General features: G+C 61.3%; 18 protein-coding genes and 2 pseudogenes. 10 read left to right on the top strand and 10 right to left on the bottom strand.

Going from position 1 to position 24555, the window contains the following annotated elements:
- Positions 1 to 346: 346 nt before the first annotated feature.
- The 4 genes and pseudogenes from F1640_RS15500 to F1640_RS15515 all read left to right on the top strand — a co-directional run bounded on the left by F1640_RS15500 (position 347) and on the right by F1640_RS15515 (position 3903).
- A pseudogene (locus F1640_RS15500) lies at positions 347 to 1400 on the top strand (tyrosine-type recombinase/integrase).
- Positions 1401 to 1691: 291 nt separating this feature from the next.
- On the top strand, positions 1692 to 1898 hold the full coding sequence (locus tag F1640_RS15505) for a hypothetical protein (RefSeq protein ID WP_255530381.1): 207 nt from the start codon (positions 1692 to 1694) through the stop codon (positions 1896 to 1898).
- 195 nt (positions 1899 to 2093) lie between these two features.
- Positions 2094 to 3464 (top strand): IS1380 family transposase, encoded by a 1371-nt coding sequence (locus F1640_RS15510; RefSeq protein ID WP_066763960.1) that lies wholly within the window; start codon positions 2094 to 2096, stop codon positions 3462 to 3464.
- A 181-nt stretch (positions 3465 to 3645) separates the two neighbouring features.
- Positions 3646 to 3903, top strand: a complete 258-nt coding sequence (locus F1640_RS15515; protein ID WP_255530566.1) for a helix-turn-helix transcriptional regulator — start codon at positions 3646 to 3648, stop codon at positions 3901 to 3903.
- A 272-nt stretch (positions 3904 to 4175) separates the two neighbouring features.
- On the opposite strand, the gene istB is transcribed toward F1640_RS15515, so the two are convergent.
- Together istB and istA are read right to left on the bottom strand one after the other, a co-directional pair.
- Positions 4176 to 5015 carry an IS21-like element helper ATPase IstB gene (gene istB / locus F1640_RS15520; protein WP_066770779.1) on the bottom strand — a complete coding sequence of 280 codons (840 nt, stop codon included), beginning with the start codon at positions 5013 to 5015 and terminating at the stop codon, positions 4176 to 4178.
- Complete coding sequence (gene istA, locus F1640_RS15525; RefSeq protein ID WP_066770782.1) at positions 5012 to 6523, bottom strand: IS21 family transposase; 1512 nt, start codon at positions 6521 to 6523, stop codon at positions 5012 to 5014. Before istA ends, istB begins: the two co-directional genes overlap by 4 nt.
- 363 nt (positions 6524 to 6886) lie before the next feature.
- Here istA and F1640_RS15530 point away from each other — a divergent pair, with 363 nt between their 5' ends.
- Together F1640_RS15530 and F1640_RS15535 are read left to right on the top strand one after the other, a co-directional pair.
- The gene (locus tag F1640_RS15530) at positions 6887 to 7630 is read left to right on the top strand and encodes an integrase arm-type DNA-binding domain-containing protein (RefSeq protein ID WP_194919980.1); all 744 of its coding nucleotides are present in this window, start codon (positions 6887 to 6889) and stop codon (positions 7628 to 7630) included.
- Positions 7596 to 7862, top strand: coding sequence for a hypothetical protein (locus F1640_RS15535; RefSeq protein ID WP_194919982.1), 267 nt, complete (start codon positions 7596 to 7598; stop codon positions 7860 to 7862). The genes F1640_RS15530 and F1640_RS15535 overlap by 35 nt, the downstream gene beginning before the upstream one ends.
- Positions 7863 to 8025: 163 nt before the next feature.
- Here the strand turns inward: F1640_RS15535 and F1640_RS15540 are convergent, their stop codons facing one another.
- From F1640_RS15540 to F1640_RS15565, 6 genes are all read right to left on the bottom strand, one after another.
- Complete coding sequence (locus tag F1640_RS15540) at positions 8026 to 8520, bottom strand: MarR family winged helix-turn-helix transcriptional regulator (RefSeq protein ID WP_194919983.1); 495 nt, start codon at positions 8518 to 8520, stop codon at positions 8026 to 8028.
- A 105-nt stretch (positions 8521 to 8625) separates the two neighbouring features.
- Positions 8626 to 10002 carry an MFS transporter gene (locus F1640_RS15545; protein ID WP_194919984.1) on the bottom strand — a complete coding sequence of 459 codons (1377 nt, stop codon included), beginning with the start codon at positions 10000 to 10002 and terminating at the stop codon, positions 8626 to 8628.
- Positions 9999 to 11699 (bottom strand): thiamine pyrophosphate-requiring protein, encoded by a 1701-nt coding sequence (locus F1640_RS15550; RefSeq protein WP_194919985.1) that lies wholly within the window; start codon positions 11697 to 11699, stop codon positions 9999 to 10001. The genes F1640_RS15545 and F1640_RS15550 overlap by 4 nt, the downstream gene beginning before the upstream one ends.
- A gap of 39 nt (positions 11700 to 11738) precedes the next feature.
- Positions 11739 to 12656, bottom strand: coding sequence for a ketopantoate reductase family protein (locus F1640_RS15555; protein ID WP_194919986.1), 918 nt, complete (start codon positions 12654 to 12656; stop codon positions 11739 to 11741).
- A gap of 49 nt (positions 12657 to 12705) precedes the next feature.
- A complete protein-coding gene (locus F1640_RS15560) occupies positions 12706 to 13611 on the bottom strand; it encodes a hypothetical protein (protein WP_194919987.1) in 906 nt (301 codons plus the stop codon).
- A gap of 83 nt (positions 13612 to 13694) precedes the next feature.
- Positions 13695 to 16559 (bottom strand): TonB-dependent receptor domain-containing protein, encoded by a 2865-nt coding sequence (locus F1640_RS15565; protein ID WP_194919988.1) that lies wholly within the window; start codon positions 16557 to 16559, stop codon positions 13695 to 13697.
- Between the two features lie 127 nt (positions 16560 to 16686).
- On the opposite strand from F1640_RS15565, the gene F1640_RS15570 reads away from it, so the two are divergent.
- The 4 genes from F1640_RS15570 to F1640_RS15585 all read left to right on the top strand — a co-directional run bounded on the left by F1640_RS15570 (position 16687) and on the right by F1640_RS15585 (position 21961).
- On the top strand, positions 16687 to 18087 hold the full coding sequence (locus tag F1640_RS15570; protein WP_194919989.1) for an aldehyde dehydrogenase: 1401 nt from the start codon (positions 16687 to 16689) through the stop codon (positions 18085 to 18087).
- Positions 18088 to 18120: 33 nt separating this feature from the next.
- Complete coding sequence (locus F1640_RS15575; RefSeq protein WP_194919990.1) at positions 18121 to 19158, top strand: oxidoreductase; 1038 nt, start codon at positions 18121 to 18123, stop codon at positions 19156 to 19158.
- Between the two features lie 90 nt (positions 19159 to 19248).
- On the top strand, positions 19249 to 20640 hold the full coding sequence (locus F1640_RS15580) for a carboxylesterase/lipase family protein (protein ID WP_194919992.1): 1392 nt from the start codon (positions 19249 to 19251) through the stop codon (positions 20638 to 20640).
- A gap of 16 nt (positions 20641 to 20656) precedes the next feature.
- Positions 20657 to 21961 (top strand): sugar MFS transporter, encoded by a 1305-nt coding sequence (locus tag F1640_RS15585; RefSeq protein WP_194919994.1) that lies wholly within the window; start codon positions 20657 to 20659, stop codon positions 21959 to 21961.
- A 134-nt stretch (positions 21962 to 22095) separates the two neighbouring features.
- Here F1640_RS15585 and F1640_RS15590 read toward each other — a convergent pair.
- Together F1640_RS15590 and F1640_RS15595 are read right to left on the bottom strand one after the other, a co-directional pair.
- Positions 22096 to 22413, bottom strand: a pseudogene (locus F1640_RS15590) (transposase); the annotation flags it as partial.
- 393 nt (positions 22414 to 22806) lie between these two features.
- Positions 22807 to 24471: an amidohydrolase gene (locus F1640_RS15595; protein ID WP_194919995.1), complete on the bottom strand. Its 1665-nt coding sequence runs from the start codon at positions 24469 to 24471 to the stop codon at positions 22807 to 22809.
- Between the last annotated feature and the right edge of the window lie 84 nt (positions 24472 to 24555).

Genomic DNA, 24555 nt, shown 5'->3' on the forward strand with positions numbered 1-24555 from the left:
ACGGTCAATCCTTTCGATGTGATGGTTTGCCGCAGGGTGATCGTTCCTCGACGGATGAGTAAAACGGTTCCTTTAGGTCATAGCGCTGGGGGCAATCCGGGGACGAAGGAAGGCGATCATTTGCGTTAAATGGCGGCTCTAGGGTAGTAGAAGCGGCGATTCATATTCATCGCTTTCGTCCGCCTTGGGGCACCATTTCCCCATTCGCCAAAGCCCGCTGAAGGTTGAAAAATCCCGGAAATCTGCCAATAAGAGCCATGGCTTAACGGGCAGTGCTTGCCTCTGTCTGTCGATATCGGACGATTCTGGGGGCCTATTGGTTTTGCCGAAATCAGGAGGCCCCCCAATGCGCCTTTCCGACTCTGCAATCCGCGTGTTGAAGCCCCGAGTGACGGCCTATAAGGTCTCGGACGAGAAAGGCCTCTACCTGCTGGTGACGCCCGTTGGTGGCCGACTTTGGAAGCTGAAATTCCGGACTGCGACGGGTGTCGAAAAGAAGCTGTCGCTGGGTAGCTATCCGGACTTGAGCCTGAAAGAGGCCCGCAACCGGCGCGACGAAGCTCGCCGGAATTTAGCCAACGGTATTGACCCAGCCGAAAAGAAGCGCCGGGACATTCACGCCGCCAAAGTCAGCGCGATGAATACCTTCACTGCGGTCGCCGAGGCATTCATCGCCAAAAACGAACGCGACGGACTGGCGCCCAATACTATCGCCAATCAACTGGCCACCTCTGATCCGACACGCGACCTGCGCGGCGCCTTGGCCAAACGACAGCCCAAACACCATGCCGCCATTCTGGAACCCAAGCGCGTCGGCGATTTGCTGCGTGCTATCGACGGCTATGAAGGGCAAGGTTTTCCGATCACGCGAATTGTCCCCTTACGTGTTTGTGCGTCCAGGCGAACTGCGAAGGGCAGAATGGCAAGAGATTGATCTAGAGGCGGCTGTCTGGCGCATTCCAGCCGCCAAGATGAAGGGCAGGCAGGGACACGCCGTACCACTCTCAAGACAAGCCTTGGCTTTGTTTGAAGCCGCAAAGGAACTGACCGGCGACGGACGTTATGTGTTTCCGTCGATCCGCACGCCATTAAAACCCATGTCGGAGAATACCTTGAATGCTGGGCTCCGGCGGTTGGGGTTTAGCAAGGATGAAATGACCGCGCACGGGTTTCGCGCGATGGCTAGCACCCTGTTGAACAAGTCGGGCAAATAGTCTTCGGATGCCATTGAACGGGCGTTGGCTCATAAAGACAAGGATGCAGTGCGGGCGGCGTACTATCGTGGAGCGCATTGGAACGAGCGCGTTGAAATGGCGCAATGGTGGGGAGACTATATTGATCAACTTCGCGTAGGGGCGACTGTCGTCAAACTCAGACCTCCTGACGCTATGAAGGGTTGAATTCATTTCATTTCGTCAGCGTCGGGAGGTCGACCGTCCCAAGGTGATGGGCGCCGCTTGTCAAGAAGGATCGGACCATGCCTGATCCGGTCGCCCAAGTGGCACGGTTGGAGGGCTGCGATGCTATGCATCGGGCCGACAATTCCGAACACACCTCACGCACGGGTGCATCCAGCATTTCTGCGGCGTTGACGGGATGCGGATAGCATCCCGTCAAACGGGAGGACACGGGAACGGCGCAATTGCGCCGTTCCTTGCGATGGCGAATAGCATCGCGCCGGGAGCGGCATCATGAGCGCCCGCGCCCAGACCGTGCGGCTTTCTCCGGCCCAGCACCGCACCATTGCCGGCTTCGCCCGGCAACGCGGATTGAGCGAATATGCCATGCTCGCGCGCGTCGTGGACCCGGGGCTGGCCGCCCTCGTCCAGGGGGCGGGCAGCGCGATCGACGCCCGCGAGATCGTGACCGAAATGGCACCGGTCAACGCATTAATCTGAGCCGAATGCGCGAGGTGCGGCTCGCCGTCATCGAAATCAACTGGGCACCTGCAAAACCGTTAAGACGCCGTCCAATTACGGCATCTAGCCTGTCTTATTCACCGCGGCGGGTGAGAGGGTTGGCGGGAGTGGCGTAAGCGATTGCTTTGCAGTAGGAAAATGGGTGTCTAGACCAGTCCTTCAGCGAGGCAATTTATGCCACGGACCACACCCGCCGGGAGCGATGATAGCGCACCGGGATTTTCGTTTCCAGCGGTTGGCGGCAAGAAGGTCACAACCGCGTTCGACGGTGGCCGGCTGACCTCTGACGGCGGCGTTCTGCTGCTGGCGCAGGCCGAGCGCGCGATGGGGATCTGCCGGCAGCTTGCTGCGTGCATCGCCGATCCGCGTGACCCGACGCGGGTGATCCATCGCCTCGATGACATTCTGCGTGCCCGTGTGTTCGCGATCACGTGTGGCTATGAGGACGCCGATGATCTCGATGCCCTGCGCGACGATCCGGGCTTCCGCCTGGCGCTGGGCAAGTTGCCGGGATCGGGCGCGGGGCTGGCCAGCCAACCGACGATGAGCCGCTGGGAGAATGCACCGACCACGCGTGAACTGGCCCGGATGATGGTCGCGATGATCGGCGTTTACTGTGCCAGCTATCCGGCCCCACCGGCGGCGGTGACGCTGGATATCGATGACACGTGTGATGTCGTGCACGGCTATCAGCAGCTCTCGTTCTGGAACGGACATCACGGTGAGCGCTGCTTCCTGCCGATCCATGTGTACGATACCGCGAGCGGGCGGCCGGTGGCGATGCTGCTGCGCACTGGCAAGACGCCGTCGGGTGCCGAAGGTGCCGGCCACATCCGGCGCCTGGTGCGTCATATCCGCCAGCACTGGCCCGATACCCACATCACCATCCGCGGCGATGGGCACTACGCCCGTCCCGAGATCATGGCGTTCTGCGAGGCGGCCGGGGTCGATTACGTGTTCGGCTTGCCGACCAACGCCGCGCTGCGGGCCGATCCGGCCATCGTTGCCGTCGCCGATGCCTGCGCGGTCAAGCGGGCCCAGGCCCAACATCCGGTCCTGCGCAACTATGTCGAGACCCGCTACGGCGCCAAAAGCTGGAAGAGCCAACGCCGCGTCGTCGCCCGGATTGAGGCCAGCACGCTGGGCATGGACATCCGCTATGTCGTCACCTCGCTGACAGAAGGCTCGCCCGAGCACATTTACGACACGCTCTATTGCGCGCGCGGCCAAGCCGAAAACCTGATCAAGCGCCACAAGACCCAGTTGGCCAGCGATCGCACCTCGTGCCGCTCGGCCAATGCCAACCAGATGCGCCTCATCCTGCATACCGCCGCCTACTGGCTGATGTGGCGCGTCCAGCAGGCCATCCCCAAGGCCACCTCTCTGGCCACTGCCGAGTTCGCAACGCTGCGCCTGCGGCTGCTCAAGGTCGCCGCCCGCGTCATCGAGACCGCCTCGCGCATCCGTGTCGCCTTCGCGTCAGCATGCCCCGACGCCGGCGTGTTCAAAGCCATCGCCACCAGTCTCCGGCCAGCGCCGACATAGCCAGCGCGGCTGTGCCGCACAAAGCCCGAGCCATCGCCCATCAACCTCGAAAAGCCATCGGTTTTGCTGCGGCGAAAAACGCCGCCGAAACCGCGCGCCCGGATCACGCGGCCACCGACACATCAAACCCGGCACGCCCCAGTGCAGCGGGCTCATGAATAAGCCGGGCTAGGGCCAAATCCTGCATAAGGATACCGACGCGGAACGCGATATCGCGGTGCTTCTGGCAAGCGGACTGCACAACAAGCAGGTCGCGTACATGACGAGCAAGGCGGAAAATACGGTCAAGGTCTACCGCGCACGCGTGATGCAGAAAATGGGCGTGACCACGCTGGTCGAGCTTGCTCGCCAGCTGCAACGGATCGGCATCGAAGAACGAAGCATACCTGACTGCCAGCTTCGTGGACTGGCATCGGAACATGCCTGCATCGTGTCTTAACTGACTAATAGATATCCGAAATCATCTCAGGTCGGCCCCCGCGAGGCGCTGATCTGTCATCATGCCCTTGCTAGGTCAGATGTCTTCTTCGACGCAACCATTCCCCCGATTCAGGTAGGATGGAGAATGAATTGACAAAATATATAAAATAGTGTCAACGGCGGAGCAAAAACCGGCCACTGTGGCGGAGTAAAAGTAGGCCACTGATGTTGCGGCAGGTGCAAAGCAAAGGGCCCCGATCGGGGCCCTTTGCTTTTGGCCGTTTTGATGGGTCAGTTTTCGTCGACGGTGGCCTGGTTTTGCTCCGCCCCGCTGGCAGTGGCGCGACGGCGACTGGCTGACTGCTTTAGGCGGTAACTGTCACCATTCATGGTCAGGATGCTGACGTGGTGGGTCAAACGATCCAGCAATGCGCCGGTCAGGCGCTCGGACCCAAGCACCTGCGTCCAGTCCTCAAACGGCAGGTTGGAGGTAACGATGGTGGAGCCGCGTTCGTAGCGCTGGGAGAAGGTCTCGAACAACAGCTCCGCGCCGGTGGGCGAGAGCGGGACGTAACCCAGTTCGTCGATGATCAGCAGCTTCACTGCAGCCAACTCGCGCTGCATCTTGAGCAGCCGCTTCTCGTCGCGGGCTTCCAGTAACTGGTTCACCAGCGCCGCGGCGGTGGTGAAGGTCACGGTGAAGCCCTTCTGGCAGGCGGCCAGCCCCAGGGCGAGCGCCACATGGGTTTTGCCCGTCCCGCTATTGCCCAGCGCAATGATATTCTCGCGCCGCAGGATATATTCGCAGCGCGCCAGATCCAGCGTCAGCATCTTGTTGAGGCTGGGGATGGCGGTGAAGTCGAAGGTATCGAAGCTTTTGACGGCCGGGAACCGGGCAGCACGGATCCGGCGTTCGACAGTGCGCCGCTCACGGTCGATCAGTTCCAGTTCGATCAGGCGCAGTAGATAGCGGGGATGATCGACACCATCACGCGCGCACTCCCGGGCTACTTTCTCATATTCGCGCAAAACGGTCGGCAGTTTGAGTTGCTTGAGGTGGTGGGCCAGCAGCACCTGTGGCGCACCAGCGGTGGTGCCGGTGGGCAGGTTGTCATCGGGCGCCCGGCTCATGCTGCCATCTCCTTCGAGACCTGGGGCATCAGAGCCGCATAATCAGCCGCCTGCGTGACCTTCACATCCAGCCTTGGCAGGTGGGGATAGGTCGTCAGGTCAAGCCTGGCGGGCCGCCGTTCCATCCTGGCCAGTGCGATCTGCTTCACCGCATCAAAGCTGATCGCGCCCATGTGGATCGCCTGAGTGACAGCATGGGTCACCACGGCCATGGGCATCGCTTCCAGCAAGCGCAAGACCTGGATATACTCGCGCTTGCCCTTGCGGCCCATGCGTCCCTCCAGCAATTGCCGCAGGTGGGCAAAGACATCGGGCAAGGCCCAATTCTGCAGTGCAGCCGCCTGATCGAGAGCATTCGGCTTTGTCTCGATCAGCGCCAGATAATGCAGCGGATCGGCCACAAAATCGCCGCTGCCATAACTGCGCACATGGCGGGCGATCTCCTCGGCGCCGGACAGGATCACCACCTCGTCCACGAAGCCCTTCACCACCACATCCTGGAACCCAAACCTTGTGGGCACCGAGTAATCATTGCCGCGATACCGCACCAGCGCCGTCGATGACACACGGGCGCTGCGCCTCTCGCATGGCTCCAATGGCACCGGCGGTAGTGGGCGTAGCGCCGCAACGTCAGCAACCATGCGCTCACCGATGGTCTGGGCATGGCGGCCAGCACGTTCGCCTTGCCGCGCATGACAGCGCTCCAAAAGAGCCGCGTTCAGTGCGTCATAGCTCGCCGCCTGCGGCTTGGGCGTCATGAAGTTGCGGCGCGCGTATTTGACCAGCCCTTCGACCTTGCCCTTGTCATTCCCCTTGCCGGGTCGGCCGAAGCGGTCAGAAAACAGGTAGTGGCTGACCAGCTCGCTGAAGGCACGTGTGCGCTCACGCTTGCCGTCCCCCAGAATCTTGGCCACCGCAATCGTCGTGTTGTCGTAGAGGATCGACTGGGGAATGCCGCCAAAGAAGTCGAAGGCCGATACATGCCCATCCAGAAATGCCTCGGTCGTCTCGCGCGGGAAAGCCTTCACGAAACAGGCATCGGACTGCGGCAAATCCATGCACAGGAAGTGGATCTTCTGCTCCACACCGCCAATCACGCCCACCGCTTCGCCAAAATCCACCTGCGCATGCCCCGGTGGGTGCGCCAGCGGCACAAATGTCTCGCGGCCACGCACCCGGCTCAGCCGGACATAGTCCTTCACCACCGTGTAGCCGCCGCCATAGCCATATTCATCGCGCAGCCGCTCGAAGATCCGCTTCGCCGTGTGTCGCTGCTTGACCGGCGCCGTCCGGTCACCTTCCAAAATCGCGTCAACCACCGGCAGCAAAGGCCCCAGCTTCGGCTTCTCCACCGGCTTCGTGCGCGTATAGCCAGGTGGCAGTGAAAATCGGCAGATCTTGCCAATCGTCTCCCGGCTTAATCCAAATACCCGCGCGGCCTCTCGCTGGCTGCGCCCCTGCACAAACACAAACTGCCGAACACTCGCGTAAACTTCCACGGCATACATCCCGGCCGCCCTCAAAAGGGCAGCCTTACCACTGGCCGGTTTTTACTCCGCCACGCTCAGCACTTCGCTGGCGTTCCAGTGGCTGGTTTTGTCACCGCCCTGCACAAAATAGAAATATTGAACAATTATAAAGCGAGGGAGGGGTATGGTGTTGAAACTATGGCATTGGGGTGCTGCCGCGCTCTTCCTTCCCGTTCCGGTGCTTGGATGCGAGGGGGCTTTACCCCAAACTTCAGTCCATCTACATCCACCTGTGCCTTTGAAACCCGCGTAAAACCGGAGTAATTTTGCGCCTGCTGACTACCGGCGATCGTGGCAATCCGGCCGCAGCCAGGGAAATTGGGGCCTCTCGCGCGTCAGCCAATGTGGGGCCCCCAATGTGGGGGCCTTTTCCCCCAGGTCTATCCTGGTGATGGCAAGCTCTGGCGACAGAAGTCTCGCGTCGATGGCCGAGAGAAGAAGCTTAGTCTGGGCGCCTATCCAGAAGTCGGTCTGGCCGAGGCCCGTCGACGCCGGGAATGGGCACGAGAGCAGTTGGCGATGGGCAAGGACCCATCGCGCGAGAAGCAGAAGGAGAAGCTGCGCGGCCAGGCGCTCAGCGCCTGCACCTTCTCCATCATCTCCGCCGAGTATTGCGAGCGCCGCCGGCAGGACGGGTATAAGCCCTGGGCGCCGGCAACAGCCAAGCGGTGCGAGTATCTGCTCAGTCTGCTCGACAACACGATCGGCAAGCTGCCGATTGCCGAGATCGGACCCGCCAATGTGCTTGCCGCCGTTCGTCCGATCGAGCGCAAGGGCAATCTGGAAAGCGCCTCAAGAACAATGCGGCTTGCTGCGCACGCTTTCGTCCGCCCAGGCGAACTACGTCATGTCGAATGGGCAGAGATCGACCCCGAAGCAGCTGTCTCGACGATCCCGGCGGAGCGGATGAAGATGCGCAGGCCGCACCACGTGCCGTTATCCCGCCAGGTGCAAGCCCTCTTCAATGAACTGCGCTCCGTCACGGGTTCGGCCCGCTGGGTATTTCCTTCAGTGCGCAGCCGACTGCGGCCCTTGAGCGAGAACACCTTGAATGCGGGTCTGCGGCGCCTCGGCTACCCGCCTTAACAATGCGTTTTCAAAGAAGCTGGACAACCACATTCACGCGCTGGCGCTCTACTTCGCGTTCCACAACTTCTGCCGTATCTACAAGTCGCTCAAGATCACGCCCGCAATAGCCGCTGGCGTGACCGATCGGCTCTGGTCGCTGGAGGACATCGTGGCGAAAATTGATGCAATGGCATCAGCTCCGGCTAAGCGCGATCCCTACAAAAAGCGCAACGCAGAAAATTCAAACTGAGACCCTACCCGTCGTGATGGGCAAACCCGCTATCACGGGAGAGTCGCGTGGGTTGAGCTAGCGTAGTATTCATCTTCAACGAAAGTCCACTAGAAGTGGGTAGCAGTCGAGATTCAGTTGACCTTCGAGGGTTTCGGCAAACAGGCGACTTTCATCCAGCAGTTCAAGATTGTCTCGTCAATTCGGAGGCTAGCCGTTTCAAAATATCCAGGAATATTGTGCGTTGGTCGCTGCCCACGATACGATCTATCTCTGCGTCATGCGCCAAAGCATGAGTTTCTAATTCCGCCAGGTGCTTTTCTCCATCCTGGCTCAGAGAAAGCCGAATGTTACGACGGTCGCTGTTGTCCCGCGTTTTTTCCACCAACCCTGCTTTCCCAAGTTCTCGCAGGGACGCTGTAAGGGTCGATTTATCGCGGCCTGCGGCGATACTAAGCTCGGTCTGGTTGATACCCGGATTGTCGTGGATGATGCGCAACAGTGAATACCAGCCCGGCCATATATGAGTGTCCCCAACGCGCCGCTCATAGGCAGCGAACGATGCCTCTTGTGCTATCCGTAGGTGGTAGCCAATGACATTGGAAAGACCTTCGGTAGCCCGCGTCGCACTATCGCCTCCGTCCTCATTTTGCAGTTCTGCCGAGAGTCCGACGTTCATCTACCTACCTTGCTTTAAACGATACGGTTCTGCCGCATATCAAACGCCATTAATGCCGCTGTACCATAAAGCGAAGGGGGATCAGAAATTTCTGCTGCACTGCACTCAATAAGAGTGGGTTGCGACCGCTGGACGGGCGTGATTCCGGATCCCTAGCAAAGCGATAGCGACGACGCACATGACAAGCGCGATCGACCAATGGAATCCCGCCGCCGCTCCCCAGCCGATTACGAGGGCTCCGAGCAAGGAACTGGCGATTGCGCCAGCCCTGCCGATGCCCGTGGCGGCTCCAACGCCAAATGCGCGAAGTGACGTCGGATAAATTGCCGATCCAAGCGCGTACAAGGTCGTCTGCACGCCGTTGATGAAGCCGCCCTCAAGTGCAAGCAGGGCAAAGAGCATGGGCAAGGAAAGGGTAGTGGTTGGCAGAAATGCGAGAGCGATGGCCGACAGGATGGCAGCAAACGCCATCGTCACCATGGTGGCCCGCGAGCCGAAACGACTTATGGCCCAACCGCCGCACAATGCGGCAACTACCCCGCCAAGGTTGAAGGCGACGAGTCCTCGGCTAGCGACGACGATGTCATGACCGTCTTCCGCCAAGAGTGTGGGAAGCCAGTTGAAGGCAGCATAGACGGACATCAGCGAGAAGAAGAAAGCGGTCCACAGGAGTATCGTGTCCCGCCTTAAACCCGCTGCCAAGATTGATCCTTGGAAATGGGGCATTTCTGCACTGGCGGTTCCCTTGGACATCGGCAGAGGCAGGATGTCCGACGGAGAGATGCCCATTCGGCGCAGGATGGCAGAGACCCGACCAATATTGTGAGGGGACCGCGCGAGAAAGCGGACGGATTCGGGCAGGGCCAGGACGATGATGCCACAAATCGCCAGTGTCACCAGGCCTGCACCAACGAACAGCGAGCGCCATCCCAGAAGCGGCATAATGAAGGATGCGGCGGTGCCGCCAATCACACCACCGAGTGGTACGCATACGATGGTGATGACCACGGCAAGGCTGCGGCGTCGCGCAGGCGTGAATTCAGCCGCAAGCGCCGCGACATTCGGAAAGGCTGCGCCGAGACCGATACCAGCGCAAAGGCGTAGAACAGCAAGCACGTCGGGACCGTTCGCTAGCCCGATCATCGCTGTAGCGATGCCGAAGAGAAGGACGCTGCCCACCAGTGCGGATTTCCGTCCTAGGCGGTCGCCGATGAGGCCGCCGCCGATCGCGCCGAAGAACATCCCGAGTTGCGCTGCGGCAAGCGCCAAGGAGAGGTCTGCCTTGGCCAATTTCCAGTCGCGCAGAATATCCGGCAAGGCGAACCCGAGCGCCTGATTGTCGAACCCGTCCAGCAGGATAGCCAGAGACACGAGACAAAGCAGGAGCTTCTGGTACGGGCTCCAAGGCGCCCTATCAATCAGGGTGCTGACGTTGGTTGCTCGGCCATCGCCACCCGCCTGATCCGCGCCACTGAGGATCACGACAGCCGAGCCTCGACCACGACGGAAAGGCCCTGCTTCAACGCTTCAAACGCCTGACGCAGTATCGCATCAACATCGCAGCCGGCGTCGATGACAAAGGTTGTCGCGCCGCCCGAAGCAGCTGCGATGCCACCATAATCGGGGGCGGGCGAGAAGCTGAGATCGAGATCGGCCGCTTCGCTCGCGTACCCGCTGGGGTGCACGGCCAGCGCGGAGTGTCGCGGCGCGTTCCACCCGTCGTTGTTGAGAACGATCTGTAGGAACGGCGCATTGTACCGGCGGGATATCCAGTGGACGCTGGAGGGTGTCGTGAACATGTAGGAGCCATCGCCCGTCACCGCCACGACGGTCGCATCCGGTCGGGCCAATTTGGCGCCAAGCGCAGCGCCGCCGTTCCAGCCAAGGGACCCGCCACCGCTCGCGAACATTGAACCGGCTTTCGTGGGTGCTAGATGATCGAAGACAGGCTGGTAGTTGGTGATCCCTTCATTGAGAAGGATCGTGTCGGCATCGACATGCTGTCGCAGCGCCGCCATGAGCCGCTCGATAGTCAGCCCGCTGCCCGATTGCTCCCGTTCTTCCAAAGCGCGCCGCCGTTCCGCAGCCATAGCGCGATAATGCGCCGCCCGTTCCGCCACGACGGTGTCCTGCAACGCAGTATCGTCAAGTGCGTGAAGCATCTCCGCCAGCGCAGTGCCAGCGTCCGCGCGAAAGCTGCCATGGGGCTCGATGTACCACAGAGGCATCTGCTCCTTCAAAGGATCGACATCGATATGATAGATGCGCGCGTCCTCCGCAGGACGGTTCTTCGTGGGAATCCAGGGGACGTCGCTGTCGATAACGAGGACGAGATCGGCTTCGGCAAGCGCGACGTTGCGGCTGGGCTCATTCCAGAAATTGCCCAGGTACATGGGATGGTCATGCGGAAGATTGACGTAGCTCGGCACCGACTCCATGACCCCTATGCCCAGCCGCGTGCTGAGTTCGGCCAGCGCTTCCACCGCGTCGCTATTGCGGCCAAGGTAGGATGTGACGATCAGCGGCCGTTTAGCTGTCGCTAGCGCATCAACCAGTTTGCGAGCATTTTTTGGGCCCAGTGACATGGGTTCCAGCGGCTGCCATCGATCCATATCGATTGTACGCGGTTCGCATTCCGCCTCCATCACTTCGCGCGCCATCATCAAATAGACCGGCCCTTTGGGATCGGATTTCGCGAACTGCATGGCGCGGTGCACCATCTGCTTCACGTTCGCGCCGGTACGGATTTCGTTGTCGTAGCGCATGTAGCCGCGGACCAGTCCGCGTTGGTCATGGACGTCCTGGATCCACTGGATGAACTCGTTGCGGCTCCCCACCATCTCGCCTTCCTGAGTGAAGGGTGAGGAGCCAGCGAAGATAAGGACGGGCACACGGCCCTTCGCTACGTTGTGGACAGCGCCCGCCAGCGCCTGCGTCCCGCATTCAACATGGATGATGACCGCCTGCGGCTGGCCACTAACTTGCGCATAGCCGTGCGCCATGCTCAGCGCCACCATCTCATTGGGACAGGTGATCATGCGCGGCACGGGATTGCCCATAGCCCGCGCTCTTGCAATCGCTTCAACCAGGCCCGGATGATCACTGCCCAAATTGACGAAAGCGTGTGTGATCCTCTGTTCGACGAGGGCTTCGAGGAAGGCTGTAGCGCTAGTATACATTCTTTACTCCGGCGCGCAGTGCGGCAGCAGACAAGGGAATCATGATGCGCGCGCGTTACGCGCGTCAATGCCCCGCAACAGGGCTACACAAGTATCAAGGGCCGGAACCGCGATGCCGTGGTGATGAGCCGCATCCACCAGCGCGCCCTGGATGGCGTCCACTTCGGTTCTCCGGCCAGCTTCCACGTCCTGAAGCATAGACGGTTTGTGATCGCGGTGATGGGTCAATGCGAAGGAAACGGAGGACCGAACTTCTTCTTCGTCGATCGTGATTCCGCTCGCCCCGGCAATCGCCACGCCTTCAGCGACCAGACGCATCGCGAGCGCGCGTGTGGGTTCGATATCCCCAATCTCCCCGACTGTGAGCCCGGTGAGCGCAGCAATACCGTTCAGCGTCGCGTTGAAGATCACTTTCGTCCAGATCGCCGCATCGACCGACGGCTCGGCCGATGCATTCAGCCCCGCATCCGCCAGTGCATCCGCGATGGAATGAATGACGGAGCGATCCGCGCCATCGAAACTCCACAGCTTGACCATGCCGCTTCCGCCCACATGGATTTCGCCGTGCCCCTTGAGATCGGCAGGCCAGTTGGTGATGCCCACCAGCACATGATCCGCCCCAACCTCCGCCGCGATGGCGGCGCCATTTCCAAGTCCGTTCTGAAGGGTGAGCACCACGCCCCCAGCACGCAGCAACGCGGCATTCTGGCGGATGGCGGGCACTGTATGGGTCGCCTTGGTGAAGACGATCAACAAGTCCGCCATATCTGGTGGCGCGGCCCCCGGCAGGAACGCCCGGCATTTCACGGCGGCGCCATTCTCGGTCACACCGTGCGCGTCGATTGCAGCGACGCGGGCGGCATCTACGTCGATGAGCATGACATCGTGCCCAACGCGGGCCAGGCGGCCGCCGAACAACATGCCCATGGCGCCCGCACCGATGACCGCGACCTTCATGGTTGCTCGCCCATCATTCCTGCTTTGTCGACACGGCGAAGATGTGAGATCACCACCCACCGCCCCACCGATAGGGCATGTCCTGCCGGATCACGTTGATCTCCTGAATTTTGCCGTTGGAAATCTTGAACACTTCCTGGATCAGCGTGTCATGAGGCCGGCTGAAAAGTGGAATGCTTTGGGGGTTGGGGCCAGTTCCAGGATTGGTAATAGGTACAGCTGGAGCCTTGGGCTTCGAAACCTCGATCACCATCGCGCCCACGACGACCCCACGCTCGACATCGACGATGGGAAAGCGCCGCTCCTTGATCTTGTCCATGTAGACGTAATCATCCATCTCGTCACACGGCCAGTTGTTGCCGAGCGGGTTCAGCGATGTCTGGTTGCCATTTTCGAAGCGGCGGCATTTGGGGGCCGTCTGCACAGCAGCACCGCTATGCTTTTCCAGCCCTTCGAAATAGCTGTCGGCGATAGCGATCAGTTGCTCGCGCGTGGAGCGGCTCTCTTTGGGCAACACCTCTTCGAAATAGGGGTTGGGCGCGGCGAGCCCTGGCACACCGCCAGCGGTCCGCGCACCAACGATCTGCTCGATCTCGGTGATCTTGCGGTTCTGCACCTTCAGGCGCAGCCAGTAGGGTCCGCGCGCACCCCCCTCCGTCACCACGCCCACCAAAGCAACTTCCCCTGTGCTGGGATCAGCCGAAATTTGCCGGTATGGAACGCCGTCGACCAGTTGCCAGAGATAGTCCGATTCAGCCTTGGATTCGCGCCCGTTGATGGTTTCCCGAGCGTTGGCGGAGATCGGTAGCGACGAGCGGTCATGTCGAGGCAATGCGTCGACATAGCTGTTCATCATTCCTGTCAGACATGCTCGATCGCAAGCCTGGGCAAGAGCCCCCTGACTTGCCATGCCGAGCAGCGAAGCGGCGATCGCCGTTTTTATGAGATTGCTCACGGAAAGTCTCCCATCTCGTTTTTGCTTCTCAAGCCCGAGCGGCGGCCTAATTCTCGTCGCCGCCGCTCGGGAGTCGGAGCGGCTCAGAATTTGAAGCGAATGCCTCCGGTCATGTAGAGACCCACCACATCGTAAAATTGCGTGAGCGTTGGCGAGCCACCCACGCCGTAAGTGACGTTGCCCGTCGGAGGATCGCGATCGAACAGATTGTTGGCTGCGCCGAATATCTCGACCCCTTCGAGCTTGCCGCCGAGGCGATAGGTGATGTTGATATCGGTGTACCAAACGGCGCCGATCCGGTTGCTCCCGATGAACGACGGGGAGTAGGTGGTGTCGATCTGGCGTGGGCCGACCCGGCGCTCCTGAAGCAACGCTGAAAAGCGTCCGATGTCGATTTTGGCGCTAAGCGTCGTCTGGAACGGGGTCTGATCGGCCCGATCCACCGGCGCGGAACCCTGAGTCGTGGTCTCGAGCTTCGCTACATAGGAACCCAGAGCGCGGATCGAGGCGCTTGCCGAAGTGCCGAAGACCGTGCCCAGACCAAAGCTGTAGTTCGCCTCGATGTCCAGACCACGCGTCTTGAGCGTCGCAAGGTTGAGGTTCGGCGTGGAGATCAACGAAATGGCGCCGTTGTTGCGGGTAATGAGGTTGCACACGGCAGCATTGCCGGCTGCGCACTGATCGACCGTCAGCTGGTTTGACAAGCGCCCGATCGCGTCTTTGATCTTGATGTCGTAATAATCAACCGAAGCGCTGAATCCGGGCAGGAAGCTCGGGGTGAAGACAATGCCAACCGTTTTCGTGTCGGATTTTTCCGGACGCAGATTGGGATTGCCGGGCAGCTGTATCGTCGCAGTGACGGCCGCGTTGTTATTCTGGCGATCAAGCACTGCGGCGATGGTCTGCGCCTGCGGCAGGTAAAGTTCACCAAGGCTGGGTGCGCGAATGTCTCGCGAGAGCGTGCCGCGGAAACGGACGTCGGAAACCGGTGCATAGTCCAGACCGACCTTGTAGGTCCACACCGTCCCTGCCGTGGAATAATGCGTTACACGGCCTGCGGCATTGAATTCAAGCGAATAGGCCCAGCTCTGATCCTTCGCCAGCGGCACCTGGACTTCGGTAAAGGCTTCGTCAACGTGGTAATTCGCATCAACCGGGGCGGAGTTGCCAAGGAAATATCCGCCTTGAACTCCGATCAGGCTGGCAGGGAAACCACGGGCGCCACCGCCATCCTGCCGGATGGTCGACAGGGGAGAAACCACCTGCGTCAGGCCTTCCCGGCGATGCTCGTAGCCGATGGCGACCTGCACTGGGCCGGCTCCCGTCGAAAACGGCGATCCGCGCAAGGTTGCCGCGGCCACATCCTGCTTGAGCGTCTGGTTGGCGAACGCGCTGCCCGAGACGTAGGCTCGCGCCGCTTGAGACGCGGAATTCACGCCAAACAGATTGATCGGGACGCATCCGTTGCCGGGGTTGGTGAGCGTCGAACGGCAGACGATCTGGTTATTGGCCGGATTAACCACGGCGTCCACGGCATTGTAGAGATTGGCCGTGATGATGCCGTTGCCGCCCGTGAAGTTGCCCTTCGTGGTGCCGTGCTGGAAATAGGCGTCCCAGTCCCAGTGCGCGCCCAACTTGCCCCGCGCGCCGAAGACCGCGCGATACACCTTAGTTTCAACCTGTTTCTGATAGATTCCCAGGTCCGCGTTCCACCGGCCCATCGTGAAGCTGTCGCCGGGCGCCATGGTCGCCTTGATATTTGCCGGCAGAAAAGCATTGTCGCCAAAGATGCGATAGGCTGTGCCATTGAAGCCATAGCTGTTGGCGCCAGCATTGTTCGTCGCATAGGTTCGCGCGAACATTCCTTCGGCAAAAAACTCCAGGCTTTGGGCGTCGCCATAGGCGACATGGCCGAAGGCGACTTTGGAATTTAGCGGCGTTGAAAGGGTGCCCGTGCCCGCCGCCGTCGCACCGTCGCCGCCCGACATCGAGCTGGCTGTGCGGTTCGTGCCGTAAACCATCGGGGCGGTCACACCGCCCGGCAGGAACTGCGTGCCTGCGAACGGGCCAGATGTGATGAGCCCGCCGTTGGTTGCAAACGGGAACCGGACGTCATCGCCAACGATCAGCGTGGGGTTGCTGGGCGAAGCAGGGTTGGCGCTGGTCACGCCCGGGTTGTTGATGAGGAAGCGCGCCCGCTCCTGCCAGCCACGACGCTTGCCGCCGATGTTGTATCCTTCAACCCCGGTATCGCGCGTGAAGTCAAAGCTGCCCACGATGCGGAGCTTGCCATCAAGGAACGATGTTCCGGCCGCAAGCGACACGCGCGTGGTCTTGCTGTCGCCATACCGGCTGATGCCTTGCGAGACGAGCCCCTTGATGCCCGTGAAGCGGTCATCGAGAATGAAATTGGTTACGCCCGCGACGGCATCCGAGCCATAGGCCGCCGATGCGCCGCCCGTCACCACTTCCACCCGCTTTACCAACAGCTGGGGAAGCAGGTTGATGTCGACCGCGCCGGTATCCTGGGTCGCCACGACGCGCCGGCCGTCAAGCAGCACCAGGTTGCGATTGATGCCTAGGCCGCGCAAGTTGAGATAGCTGTGCCCGGCATTGGCGGCAGCGCCACCTGCGGTGCGCGAATTGGAGCCGTTGAAGCTGGGCAGTTGCAGAACGCCCTCGGCGAGTCCCTTGGGCGAGGCCGCCTGAAGGTTGTCCCCACTCACGACCGTCACCGGCGTGGGCTGCGCCATGCCGCTGGATGCAACGCGCGATCCCGTCACCACGATTTCGGCCTCTGTTGCGGGGGCTGCAGCATCCTGCGGGTTGACAGCAGCATCCTGCGAGGCGGCGGTCGTTTGAGCCTGTGCCGTAGGCTGCCAAAGGCTCGCACTGGCCAACGCCATCACGCTCACTGAGCAAATTTTTCCGATGCGGGGGTAAATCATCCTCTTTCTTCCCTCTCCTGGCCCGGCGTCGTTGAAGCGCCGTCGTAGCTCCCATAGCAAATATTAGTTGGACGTCCAACAGTTTTTATCTATGGGCTTTTGGAGGGATAAAAGCAGGAGAGAGACGATGCCTGAATTCGAGCGCTTCAACCCAATTACCGGCGAAGTTGCGTCACGGGCGGAGGCGATGACCGTCGATGCCGTGCGCGCTATCGCCACGCGTGCGGGCGACGCGTTTCCTGCGTGGGCCGCGCTTGGCCCCAATGCGCGGCGCGCGGTTCTGTACAGGGCGGCCGATGCGCTCATGGCCAAGGAGAGCGCGTTCGTCACCGCCATGATGGACGAGGTGGGTGCCGCTGAAAATTGGGCCCGCTTCAATCTTGCCCTGGCCGCAGGCATCGTCAGGGAAGCCGCGGCGCTTACCACGCAGATTCAGGGCGAGGTGATTCCGTCCGACAAGCCTGGCTGCGTTGCGATGGCGATTAAGGAACCCGTTGGCGTGATACTCGGTATCGCGCCATGGAACGCGCCGATCATTCTGGGCGTCCGGGCCGTTGCTGTCCCGCTTGCGTGCGGCAACAGCGTCATTCTCAAGGCGAGCGAGCTCTGCCCCCGGACCCACAGCCTCATCGTCGAGTCGTTCGCGGAGGCAGGTCTCCCCGCTGGTGTGCTGTCCATCGTCACCAATGCTCCGCAAGACGCCGGGGACGTGGTAGGCGCCCTGATCGACGCGCCCGAGGTGCGGCGGATCAATTTCACCGGATCTACCACCGTCGGAAAGATTATTGCCCGCCGTGCTGCCGATCACCTCAAGCCCTGCCTTCTGGAACTCGGCGGCAAGGCCCCATTCCTGGTGCTGGACGACGCGGATCTGGGCGAAGCCGTGAAGGCAGCCGCTTTCGGCGCATTCATGAACCAGGGGCAGATCTGCATGTCGACCGAACGAATCATCGTCGTCGAATCGGTTGCGGATATGTTCCTGCAGAAATTCACCGACAAGGTCCGGTCGATGCGCGCGGGCAACCCGCGCGATGGTGCGGCGCCGCTCGGCGCGGTCGTCGACCGCAAGACCGTCGACCATCTGAACGACCTGATAGACGATGCCGTCGCCAAGGGCGCTACCGTCGTTACCGGCGGCAAGGCCAGCGATGTCATCATCCAGCCCAGCATCGTTGCGGAGGTCACTTCGACCATGAAACTCTACCGCGATGAAAGTTTCGGCCCGATCGTCGCCGTCATCCGCGCGCGCGACACCGATCACGCGATCGAACTGGCGAACGACAGCGAATATGGTCTGTCGTCCGCGATATTCACCGGGGACGCGGCACGGGGCCTGGCTGTCGCGCGGCGTATCCGGTCCGGCATCTGTCATATCAATGGTCCAACCGTTCATGACGAAGCGCAGATGCCGTTCGGAGGCGTCGGGGCATCAGGCTATGGCCGCTTCGGCGGACGGCAGGGTATAGACAGCTTTACCGAGACACGGTGGATCACGATTGAAACGCAGCCCGGCCAGTATCCCATTTGACGCGCGCCGCTGGCGGCAAGGATATCCCGGCCCATGACAGACATCAGTCATCGCAAACCCATTGGTGTTGGCTTGATCGGATATGGCCTAGGTGGCCGTGCCTTTCACGCGCCCTATATCCGAACCGCGCCCGACCTGTCGTTGCGGGCGGTCGTATCGCGCGATCCGGACAAGGTTCGCGCCGACATCGCGGACGTGGTGGTTCTGCCGAGCGTCGAGGAGATGCTCAGGCTGCCCGACATAGAGCTCGTGGTCGTCTCCAGCCCCGACCATCTCCACGCGGATCACGCGGTGCAGGCCCTTGAGGCTGGCAAGCATGTCGTGATCGACAAGCCGTTCGCTGCCTCGCTTTGCGACGCGCAGCGGGTCGTCGCGGCAGCGGAGCGGACGAGAGGCATCGTCACGGCTTTTCACAACCGCCGGTGGGACGCGGATTTCAGGACATTGCGGTCCCTGATCACACAGGGATTGCTGGGGGAGATCGTCCATTATGAAAGTCGTTTCGACCGATGGCGCCCGCAGCCCAGGACGGACTGGAAGGAAGCGCGCGAGGGCGGTTCCTGGATGGACCTTGGCCCGCACCTTCTTGATCAGGCCCTCGTCCTGTTCGGACCACCGGAAACGATCAGCGCGGACCTGGCCATATTACGCGGGAACGGGCCAGCGCCCGATTATTTTCATGTCACGCTCCGATATCCGCAACGGCGGGTCATCTTGCATTCGTCGAAGTCCGCCGTTGATCACGATCTTCGTTTTATCGTGCACGGCACCAAGGGGAGCTGGACCAAGAGCGGCACCGATCAACAGGAAGCGGCGACCCTCGCCGGTCATCTGCCTGAAGGGGAGGGCTGGGGGCAGGACCCTGTCAGCGGGCAGCTGACGCTAGCCGACGATGGGGTGAGCGCATACCTCAACGTAGCGGGCGATTATCGCCTCTTTTGGCAGGCCATGACCGCAGCTGTCCGGGGGGAAGGCCCCAACCCTATCCCGCCATCCGAGGCGATCACCGTCATGCAATGGCTGGATGCGGCTGTCGAAAGCGCGCGGAGCGACCGGCCCGTGAAAGTGTGATGGCCGGTAATCGATAGACAAACGATGAAGAGGCGCAGACGCGAGCCATCCTAGCGGCCAGACAGCGCCAGACAATGGAGAGGAACGAGCATGAAACTGGATATGCGTGTTTCCGTGGCACTGATCGTCGCGGCTTTCTTGCCGGCATCGGCCATTGCCCGGCCTGCGACGCTGATTGTCCGAACCGAGTCAGGCGTCGTGAGGGGCGCAAGCGAGAACGGCTCGATCGCCTGGAAGGGCATTCCTTATGCGGCGAGCGTAGCTGGCGACAATCGCTGGCGAGCGCCGCAGCCTGCCGCGAAATGGGCGGGCGTGAGGGACTCTACCGCCTATGGCGCAGACTGCATGCAAATTCCTTTCCCCAGCGACGCCGCGCCACTGGGAGCCACGCCTTCCGAAACATGCCTGTTCGCCAATGTATGGCGACCCAAGGCAGCCGGCGCCCGGCGCTTGCCGGTGCTGTTCTGGATCCACGGCGGTGGATTCGTGAACGGCGGTTCGTCTCCGCCGACCTATTCGGGCGCTCGCCTCGCGGCGCGGGGGATAGTTGTCGTCAGCATAAATTACCGGCTCGGCCGCTTCGGCTTCATGGCCAATCCGGCATTGGATCATGATGACGATCGGCGGCCCCATTCAGGCAATTATGCGGTGCTCGACCAGGTGGCGGCGCTGGAATGGACAAAACGCAATATCGCCGCATTCGGCGGCGATCCCAATGACATCACCCTGATGGGGGAAAGCGCCGGCGGCATGTCGGTCAATATGCTGCTCGCCTCCCCGCTCACCGAAGGCAAGTTTTCAAAGGCCATCATGATGTCAGGCGCGGACGGCCGCATGGGCGGGGACGCGACCCTGGCCGCCGCGCAGGAAAAGGCACGCGCCTTTGCCGACGCGCACGGCGCTCCTATCGATCCCGCCCGGCTCCGTAGTGTGCCTTCCGGGGATATTATGGACCATCTGAACCTCGCCACGCTTGGCAAGCCAAGCACGACCTATTCCGGACCTTATGTGGATGGTATCACCGTCAATGAGCCTCGCGCCGTCCTAGCGACGTCTGACCTTCGTCGGCTACGCGTCATGATCGGCGCGACAAGCTCGGACATTGGTGGCCCCTCGGGGCGCATGATCGCAGGCGCGCGAGAACTGGGCGGCCTGTTGGCGCGTCGGGGGGCAGCGGTTTACAGCTATTGCTTCTCTTATGTTGCCCAGTCATCCACGGCCAGGGGCGCCTCGCACGCGAGTGACATTCCGTTCTTTTTCGACACGCAAGACGTCAAGTACGGGAGCGCGACGACGGCGCGCGATAACGCCATGGGCAAAGCCATTGCCTCCTATATCGTCAATTTCGTCAAGAACGGGAATCCCAATCGATCAGGCCTTCCAGATTGGCAGAAGCTGTCCAGTGACGGCGCTGGCACAATCATGGACTTTTCGATTGACGGCATTGCAGCGCCCCGTTCGGGCGCTTGCTCTGCCTCCTAGACCAAGGAGCCCAATCATGGCGATGACCCCTTCGACCAGCAGTGATCCGCAATTTTCCGTGGAGTCCGCCGGCGGCAATATCGATGCGCCGGAATTGCGTTATTCCGTGATGGCCCTGTTCTTTATTTTTGGCGGCATCACGAGCCTGAACGACGTGATCATTCCTAAACTTAAGGAGCTTTTCACGCTCAGTTACACGCAGGCGATGATGGTTCAGTTCTGTTTCTTCACCGCCTATGCCGTCATAGGTATTCCGGCCGCGATGCTGGTGCGCAAGGTCGGATACATGCGGGGGGCCGCTGCTGGCTTGGTGATCATGATCGCAGGATGCCTCGCGTTCGTTCCCGCGTCGCAAACCGCGAGTTACGGGCTGTTCCTGGCCGCCTATTTCACGCTCGCCGCGGGTGTGGTGATCGTGCAGGTGGTAACTAACCCTCTGATCAGCCTGCTCGGCAAGCCCGAAACCACCAGCTCGCGCCTGACGTTCGCACAGGCTTTCAACTCGCTGGGGACAACGATTTTCCCGATCGCGGGTTCGGCTCTGATCCTTGGCGGCTTGGCGAAAGTCACCGCCCATGATTTTAGCGGCGAAGCACTCGACGCCTATCGTCGCGCGGAGAGTGGCGCGATCGTGTACGGCTATCTGGGGACTGCCGTCGCCTTGGCCGTCGTCGCGGGAGCCGTGTGGTTGTTCCGCAATCGCCTGCCGGTGGAGAAGGACGAAACCGGTGGTGGCTTTGCGGGCTTCGATCTGCTCAGACGCCCGCGCTTCGGTTATGGAGCGTTGTGCATCTTTCTGTATGTCGGCGCCGAGGTCTCGATCGGATCTCTCATCGTCAGCTACCTGGTGCAGGGGCATATCATGGCGTTGCCCGAACAGGCGGCGGGCAAGCTGATCGGCCTCTATTGGGGCGGCGCCATGGTTGGCCGTTTCATCGGATCTGCCGTCCTGCGCGTGCTTAACCCAGCGCTTGTGCTCAGCTTCAACGCCTGCGGCGCGATCGCGTTGATCGTCCTGTCGGTCACGACCAGCGGGCATCTCTCGGGCTATGCCTTGCTCGCCGTCGGCCTTATGAACTCGATCATGTTTCCGACAATCTTCAGTCTGGCTTGCGAAAAGTTGGGCGCACGAACAGCGGACGGATCGGGCATCATCAACGTCGCCATTTGTGGCGGCGCTATCGTTCCGCTCGCGGTAGGAGCTCTTGCCGATGCGTCCGGCGGAAATCTTGGCTTTGCGCTAATGCTTCCGGCAGCTTGCTATGCGACCATCGCTGGCTTTGGACTGTTTGCCCACAGGCGCGGCGGCGTTCCTACCTAGTCTATTGCAGACGGGACTAAGCTCAATTCGATAGTCGCGGTTAAGCGCGGTCCGCCACGCGTGACCGCGACTTCGCACTCTGAGGCCTGATTTGACCTAACCGTCGGTCCCCGATGAAGTATCTCGCCAACCAGCGGGGGCAGGTCATCGAGCAGGCGCTTGAGGAAGCGGTGGACGCGCTCGTCGACGTCCTTGCACAGCTTCGACACCGAGGGCTTCGAGATGCCGGTCATGCCCATGGCCTGAACCAGCTCATCGATGCGCCGAGTGCTGACGCCGGCGATCCACGCCTCCTGGATCACCGCGACCAGCGCCTTCTCGACGGTTTTCTGCGGTTCCAGAAAGCCGGGAAAGTACGCGCCCATCCGCAGCTTGGGGATATTGAGGTTAAGCGTGCTGAGCCGGGTATCGAGGCTGCGGTCGCGGTAGCCATTGCGCCACGTCGTGCGGTCGGCTGCTACCGGTGCGTTGTGACATAAATCGCCTCTAAATCGGTCGTTCCAAACCCATTGGAACGTCGTCAGAATTTGCCATTCGTTCACCAGTCAGTGTTTCAGGTCGATCGCGTTACCGAGCTGGTTGCGGAACAACTCGTCGCTGCCCGGCGCGGGTTCTTCCGGTGGCGCAGGCAAGCCGTATCGTCCCGGCCAGACCACGGAAGCACAGCCTGATTCGCGAGAAAAGCCCTTAAGTTCGCCGGCGGGCGCAATCGCAAGCTCTTCGCCTGATCGCCCCAATGCCTTGCAAATCCGATTTCTTGAAATCTACCAAAACTCTGGTGCCCCGGCAGGCTTGAGCATTATATAGGCTGATCGACTATCTGGATGGTCAAGCGCCAAGATAAGTCAACTACCAAAGACGAACCCGCCTTCCTTGACCGTCGCCAGCACATGCAAACGAAGAAGGTCTTCGGGCGAAATCGTCAGCGGATCCCCGTCGAGTATGACCAGGTCCGCCAGCTTGCCCGGCTCGAGCGTGCCTTTCAGCTTCTCTTCGTGAATTTCATATGCTGCATTCGATGTAACCTCCTGCAGCGCTTCGTAGACAGACACCCGCTCCTGCGGGCCGAGAATATCGTTGGAACGGGTGCGGCGCGTGGTGGCCGACCAAATCAGCCGAAGCATGTCGGGCATGACCACCGGAGCGTCATTGTGGATCGTCGGGCGCAGGCCGACATCGAAAGCATCGCGCTGCGGGGAAATCCGGTCGGCCCGGTCTGGCCCCAGTGTAACCTCGCGGTGCCAGTCGCCCCAGTAATAGGTATGGCTGGCGAAGAACGACGGCTCGATGTCCAGTTGCTTCATGGCCTGCAACTGATCGAGGCGTGCCGTCTGCGAATGGATCGCGATGGTACGCTTCAGCTTCGGGCCATCCTCGCTGTCGACCGCGCGCACGCCGTCGATCAGCTGTTGTATCGCGGCATCGCCGTTGACGTGGACAAAGACCTGCCGGTCATGAGCGGCCGCGGTGCGAAGCAAGGCCTTCAGCTGGTCGTCCGGGATCTGCCGATACCCCGCGTAATCCGCCGCGCGGCCTGGCGGTACGATATGATAGGGGTGGCTTAGCCAGGCCGTCCTGCCCTGGGGCGAACCGTCGAGGACGATCTTTATCCCCGCTGCCCTGAGATGCCCGGCATAAGGCGCGTTGAACGGCACCTGGTCGATGCCGGCGAAAGGCGCGGTCACCAATGGCAGGGCATGAACGTCAAGGAACAGTGCGCCCTGGCGCGCTATTGCCTGAAGCATAGCCCATGCATCGGGCGTGGTGGCGCCGTCCTGCGCCGTGGTCAGGCCGTTGCGGGCATAGATGTCCTGCGCCGCCTTCATTGCAGCGGCCTGCTGCTCCGGCGAAGGGCGGGGCAAGGTGTACATCACCCTGAACAGCGCGCCCTCCTCGATCACTCCGGACGCGGTTGCGCCATCGGCCTCCAACTGGACCACGCCACCTGGCTCAACCTTTCCGGGGTGCAGCAGCCCCGACATTTCCAAAGCCTTGGTGTTGAGCGCCGCAAGATGCCCGGAAGCGTGCACCGCAATGATCGGCCGATCAGCCGAAACGGCGTCAAGTTCCTGCCGCGTGGGATGGCGCCGTTCGGCAAGTTGCGCATCATCATACCCTGCCGCCACGAGCCAGCCATCGGGATGGGACTGAGCGTAGCTGCGCAGAGCTGTCTGCAGGTCCGCCATGGTGGAGACGGTGCCGACCGGCGGCGGGGATAGATGCGCCACTCCAAGCCACCTTGCCACCTCCGTAATGTGGCCGTGCGCATCGATGAAGCCCGGCAGGACGGTACGCCCCTTCAGGTCGATGCGCCTGGTCTTTCTGGTCCCGGTCGCTTCCACTTCGGTATTCGTGCCGACTGCCGCGATCTTGCCATCGCGCACCGCCAGGGCCTGCGCCCGGGCATTCGGCTGCGTCATGGTGATGATGTTGCCGTTGACGAAGATGGTATCCGCCTCGATCCGCGTGCCGGCCGCAACTGGTCCTGCGGCGACCAGAGACGCCGCCATGGCGAACCGGATGGCTCGGGACGGCGCCTTGGCCAACCATAGTGCGATATTGCAGGTTCCAGCCCCGCGACTGCCTGATCCAAG

The organism is Novosphingobium sp. NBM11 (genome assembly GCF_015390225.1).
Lineage (GTDB): Bacteria > Pseudomonadota > Alphaproteobacteria > Sphingomonadales > Sphingomonadaceae > Novosphingobium.

Coding starts and splice junctions, on each gene's coding strand:
- F1640_RS15555 (WP_194919986.1), bottom strand. CDS start 12,656: ATGAAGGTCGCGGTCATCGGTGCGGGCGCCATGGGCATGTTGTTCGGC.
- F1640_RS15550 (WP_194919985.1), bottom strand. CDS start 11,699: ATGTATACTAGCGCTACAGCCTTCCTCGAAGCCCTCGTCGAACAGAGG.
- F1640_RS15595 (WP_194919995.1), bottom strand. CDS start 24,471: ATGGCGGCGTCTCTGGTCGCCGCAGGACCAGTTGCGGCCGGCACGCGG.
- F1640_RS15535 (WP_194919982.1), top strand. CDS start 7,596: ATGCGGGTCTGCGGCGCCTCGGCTACCCGCCTTAACAATGCGTTTTCA.
- F1640_RS15505 (WP_255530381.1), top strand. CDS start 1,692: ATGAGCGCCCGCGCCCAGACCGTGCGGCTTTCTCCGGCCCAGCACCGC.
- F1640_RS15575 (WP_194919990.1), top strand. CDS start 18,121: ATGACAGACATCAGTCATCGCAAACCCATTGGTGTTGGCTTGATCGGA.
- F1640_RS15570 (WP_194919989.1), top strand. CDS start 16,687: ATGCCTGAATTCGAGCGCTTCAACCCAATTACCGGCGAAGTTGCGTCA.
- F1640_RS15530 (WP_194919980.1), top strand. CDS start 6,887: ATGTGGGGCCCCCAATGTGGGGGCCTTTTCCCCCAGGTCTATCCTGGT.
- istA (WP_066770782.1), bottom strand. CDS start 6,523: ATGTATGCCGTGGAAGTTTACGCGAGTGTTCGGCAGTTTGTGTTTGTG.
- F1640_RS15540 (WP_194919983.1), bottom strand. CDS start 8,520: ATGAACGTCGGACTCTCGGCAGAACTGCAAAATGAGGACGGAGGCGAT.
- F1640_RS15510 (WP_066763960.1), top strand. CDS start 2,094: ATGCCACGGACCACACCCGCCGGGAGCGATGATAGCGCACCGGGATTT.
- F1640_RS15580 (WP_194919992.1), top strand. CDS start 19,249: ATGAAACTGGATATGCGTGTTTCCGTGGCACTGATCGTCGCGGCTTTC.
- istB (WP_066770779.1), bottom strand. CDS start 5,015: ATGAGCCGGGCGCCCGATGACAACCTGCCCACCGGCACCACCGCTGGT.
- F1640_RS15565 (WP_194919988.1), bottom strand. CDS start 16,559: ATGATTTACCCCCGCATCGGAAAAATTTGCTCAGTGAGCGTGATGGCG.
- F1640_RS15585 (WP_194919994.1), top strand. CDS start 20,657: ATGGCGATGACCCCTTCGACCAGCAGTGATCCGCAATTTTCCGTGGAG.